Source organism: Devosia insulae DS-56, assembly GCF_000970465.2.
In the GTDB taxonomy this organism is placed as follows: Bacteria; Pseudomonadota; Alphaproteobacteria; order Rhizobiales; family Devosiaceae; genus Devosia_A; species Devosia_A insulae.
This window is the reverse complement of the sequence record NZ_LAJE02000280.1, coordinates 1-4,548: the sequence shown is the minus strand read 5'-3', so window position 1 is coordinate 4,548 and position 4,548 is coordinate 1. Positions and strand designations below refer to the sequence as shown.

The 4,548-nt window shown below is 67.2% G+C and carries 5 protein-coding genes; all 5 read right to left on the bottom strand.

The features are described from left to right. A partial coding sequence (locus VW23_RS19545) for an ABC transporter ATP-binding protein (protein ID WP_069911216.1) occupies nt 1–690 on the bottom strand: 690 nt, incomplete at its 3' end. Then, nucleotides 683–1,675: an ABC transporter ATP-binding protein gene (locus VW23_RS19540; RefSeq protein WP_069911215.1), complete on the bottom strand. Its 993-nt coding sequence runs from the start codon at nt 1,673–1,675 to the stop codon at nt 683–685. The genes VW23_RS19540 and VW23_RS19545, both read right to left, overlap by 8 nt. A 12-nt stretch (nt 1,676–1,687) precedes the next feature. Beyond that, nucleotides 1,688–2,635, bottom strand: coding sequence for a succinylglutamate desuccinylase/aspartoacylase family protein (locus VW23_RS19535; protein WP_069911213.1), 948 nt, complete (start codon nt 2,633–2,635; stop codon nt 1,688–1,690). Between the two features lie 18 nt (nt 2,636–2,653). Continuing rightward, the gene (locus VW23_RS19530; protein WP_069911214.1) at nt 2,654–3,496 is read right to left on the bottom strand and encodes an ABC transporter permease; all 843 of its coding nucleotides are present in this window, start codon (nt 3,494–3,496) and stop codon (nt 2,654–2,656) included. Between the two features lie 4 nt (nt 3,497–3,500). Further along, complete coding sequence (locus tag VW23_RS19525) at nt 3,501–4,481, bottom strand: ABC transporter permease (RefSeq protein WP_069911212.1); 981 nt, start codon at nt 4,479–4,481, stop codon at nt 3,501–3,503. Between the last annotated feature and the right edge of the window lie 67 nt (nt 4,482–4,548).

The following is a 4,548-nucleotide window of genomic DNA, read 5'->3' as shown; positions in this document are numbered from 1 at the left end:
ATACATCACCGCCACCCGGTGCGAGATGTGCTCGACCACGCCGAGGTCGTGCGAGATGAACAGGTAGGCGATGCCGAGGTCGCGCTGCAGGTCGGCGAGCAGGTTCAGGATCTGCGCCTGCACCGACACATCGAGGGCCGAGACCGGCTCGTCGCAGACGATGATGTCGGGTTTCAGCGCCAGGGCCCGGGCGATGCCGATGCGCTGGCGCTGGCCGCCTGAGAACTGGTGCGGGAAATTGTCGGCCTGATCGGGCCGGAGCCCGACCCGCGCCATCAGCTGCGCCACCTCGGCATCGCGTTCGGCCCGGGTGCCGACGCCATGGATATCGAGCGCCACGCGAATGGCATCGCGCACCCGGCGGCGCGGGTTGAGCGACGAGAACGGATCCTGGAAGACGATCTGCACCCGTCGCCGGTAATCCTTGAGGTCGCGGCGGCGGAAGCTGCCGATCTCGGTGCCATCGAAGCGCACCCGGCCGCCGGTGGGCTTCACCAGCCCGAGCAGCGCCAGCCCGGTGGTCGACTTGCCGCAGCCGGATTCGCCGACGAGGCTCAGGGTTTCGCCGCGCGCGATCGAAAAGCTCACCCCATCCACTGCCTTGACGGTGGCGGACTGGCGCTGGAACACCCCGGAGCGCACCGGAAAATGCACCTGGAGATCGTCGACGGCGAGAAGGGCTTCAGCCATCGACATGCTCCCAGCAGGCGGCGAAATGGCCGGGCCGCTTTTCCTCGAGCGGCGGGCGCTCCTCGAGGCAGCGCGCCGAGGCGCGCGGGCAGCGCGGCGCAAAGGCGCAGCCCTTGGGCAGGTCCCAGGGCGGCGGCACGGTGCCGGCGATATCGACCAGCCGGTCAGTGGCCGGCCGTCCGGCGACCGGACGCGGGATCGCCCCCATCAGCCCCAGCGTATAGGGGTGGATCGGGTGCTCGAACAGGTCGTAGACGCTGGCTTCCTCGACGCGGCGGCCGGCATACATCACCACCACCCGGTCGGCGACTTCCGCCACGACGCCAAGATCGTGGGTGATCAGCACCAGCGCAGTGCCGAGTCGCTTCTGCAGGTCGGAGATGAGCCCGAGGATCTGCGCCTGCACGGTGACATCGAGCGCCGTGGTCGGCTCGTCGGCGACGAGGATTTTTGGGTCACAGGCGAGCGCCAAAGCGATCATGGCGCGCTGCCGCTGTCCGCCCGAGAGTTCATGCGGGAATTGCATCGCCCGGCGGGCGGGGTCGGGCATCTGCACCAGCTGCAGCGTTTCGATGGCCCGGGCCATTGCTGCCTTGTGGCCAAGCTTTTTGTGCCGGCGCACCGACTCGGCGATCTGCTCGCCGATGGTCAGCACCGGGTTGAGCGCCGTCAGCGGCTCCTGGAAGATCATGGCGATCTCGACGCCGCGCAGGTCCTCCACCCGGTGCTGCGACATGGCGAGGAAATCCTCGCCATTGATTTCGATCGTGCCTTTGCTGGCGCTCGCCGCCTCAGGCAGCAGCCGCAGCAGCGATAGCGCGGTCATCGATTTGCCGCAGCCGGATTCCCCGACGATGCACAGCGTCTCGCCGGGCTGGACGGTCAGCGCCATGTCGGCGACGACAGGATAGGAGCCGCGGTCGCCGCGGATCCGGATCTCCAGGTCTTTTACGGCAATCGCCGCGCCGACCGTGCTAGTCGCCAACTGCGCCACCCGTTACTGCTCCGAGCCGTCGAGATTGCCGACCATGAAGCCGTAATCGCCGGCTTCGACCAGGTTGCGGCTCAGATGCTGCATCACCATGATGCCGTTCTCGAACGGGGTGGGGATCTCCTCGATGGTCTCGAAATCATAGGGGCTGACGACGCGGCCGAGCAGCTGCCCGCCCTTGATGATCTCGCCGTTTGGCGGCGACAAGGGCTCGAGCCAGCCGCCATGTTTTGGGCGGATGCCGACCAGTTCGCCCACCACCACCTGCCTGGGCGGCGCGACGACGTCGCCGGCGATGACGCCGAGATAGCGCAGCTGGTTGAGCATGCCGTCGACGGTGCGCTTCACATAGGGGCCCTGGTCGACGATGCCGCCGCCGAGCTCGATGGTGGTCACCCTCATCTCGGGCCGGCGGTCGATGGTCACCGTCTTGGTGGTGCCGGTGTAGACCGTGCCGGTCTTGCCGGTGGTCGGGCGGTAGAGGATCTTCGAGCCGAAGGCGCGCGATAGCCCCTCGTCACTCCAGATATAGACATAGTCGACGGTCGGGCGGTCGGTGCCCGAGTGGAGATCGATATTGGCGTCGAGCTTGTCGAAATAATCGCCCGCCAAGGCGAAGGCGAGCTGCTGGGTATAGTTGCCGCGATCGTCGCCCGGGAACTCGCGGTTGAGGTTCAGCTCATCGAGCGGGGTGAAGCGATGGTTCACCGCGAACGCCTTGGGGTTGGCGACCGGCAGCAGCAGGATGCGGCCTTTGAGCGGCATGTCCTTGAGCACGCGATAGAGCTCGAGAATGGCCTGCGAACCGGCATTCTCGTTGCCATGGATGGAGGCGGAAATGCCGACGGTAGGGCCGTCCTGTTCGCCGACCAGTTCGTGGATGAACAGCACGGCATCGCTGCCATCGGCGTGGGTGGTGAACTTGGGCCTCAGCTTGTTGATCTGCTTGACCATCGTTTGTCGTCCTTAGTCCTACTTGTTGGCGCCCAGGCGCGTGAGCTGGCGCGGATCGAGGATGTCCCTCAGCCCGTCTCCCAGCAGGTTGAAGCCGAGCACCGTCACCATGATGGTGGCCCCGGCAATGATGGAGAGCCACGGCTCGTCGCGGATGAAGCGAGTGCCGTAGGAAAGGGTCCAGCCCCAGGTCGGGGTCGGCGGCGGCAGGCCGAAGCCGAGAAAGCTCAGCGCCGATTCAATGATCACCGCGGTGCCGAGCCCGAGCGAGGCGAGGACGATGATCGGCCCCAGCGTATTGGGCAGGATTTCCATGAACAGGATACGCGGCCAGCTGGCGCCGAGCGCCTTGGCGGCCTGCACATAGTTCTGCTCGCGCAGCACCAGGGTGGTGGCGCGCACCACCCGGGCATATTCGGTCCAGGTGACGGCGATGATGGCAGCCGAGATGTTGACGATCCCCGGCCCCAGCACCGCGACGATGGCGAGGGTCAGCACCACGGCGGGAAAGCCGAGGAACACGTCGGTGATCCGCATCAGCAGCATATCCACCCAGCCGCCGAAATAGCCGGCGGCAAGGCCGACGCTGGTGCCCATCAGCGCCGCGACGGTAACCGAGATGATGCCGATGGAGAGCGATATGCGTGCCCCGAAGATCAGTCGGGACCACAGGTCACGCCCCAGGTTGTCGGTACCGAGCCAGTGCACGGCCGTGGGCAGCGAGAAGCGGTTGCGCATGTCGGGTTGGTCGACGCCGTGGGTTGCCAGCAGCGGGGCGAACACGGCGAGGAACACCAGCGTGAGGATGATCAGGCCGCCGATCACCAGCGAGGGATTGCGCAGGGGCTTGGGGATCCGCATGGCGCTAACCCAGCCGCACGCGCGGATCGACCAGCGCATAGAGCAGGTCGACGACGAGGTTCACCAGCGCGAAGATCAGCGCGAAGGTCAAGACGATCCCCTGGATCAGCGGCAGGTCGCGCTGCGAAACCGCCGAAAAGGTCAGCTGCCCAAGGCCCGGCCAGGCAAAGATCATCTCGACCAGCACGGCGCCGCCGAGCAGGGCGCCGAAGCGCAGCCCGATGACGCTCAGCACCGGCAGCAGCGCGTTGCGCAGCGCATGGCGCACCACGACGCGCGGCCGGCGCAGGCCCTTGGCATAGGCGGTGCGGACGAAATCCTCGCGCAGCACTTCCAGCATCGAGGTGCGCACCAGCCGCGAGATGATCGCCGCCGAGTTGGCGGCGAGCGCCAGGGCGGGGAGGAGAATGTGGAGGATCGAATCCCACAGCACCTGCGGCCGGCCGCTCAGCGCCGCGATGATCGCTTCGGGCATCGGCGCGCCACGGCCGATCGCCGGCAGCCAGTTGAGCTGCACGGCGAAGGCCAGCATCAGCAGCAGCCCCAGCCAGTAGACCGGCATGGAGACGCCGAGCTGCGCCAAGAGCATCGTCGCGGTGTCGATCAGCGAGCCCTGCCGCACCGCGGCGAGGACGCCCAGCGTCACGCCGATCACGGTCGCCACCAGCAGCGCCACCACGGCGAGTTCGATGGTCGCGCCGATGCGGCCGCCGATGATCTCGCTCACCGGCGCGCTCTGGAAGATCGAGCGGCCGAGATCGCCATGCAGCAGCTGCCAGAAATAGGCGCCGAGCCGTATATACCAGGGGTCGTCGAGCCCGAGTGTGCGCCGCAGGTTGGCGATCATTTCGGGAGACGCCTCGGGCCCGAGCAGCACCGCGGCCGGATCGCCCGGCACCAGCAGCAGCAAGCCGAAGGTAACGACGATCATGCCGACCGCCATCGGGATCAGCAGCAGCAGCCGGCGGATGACATAGGCTAGCATCGCGGCCCCCGCGGTGCGGGGACGTGCGCCTGACCATCATCAACATCTGACCTTGTCGTCGCGCGAG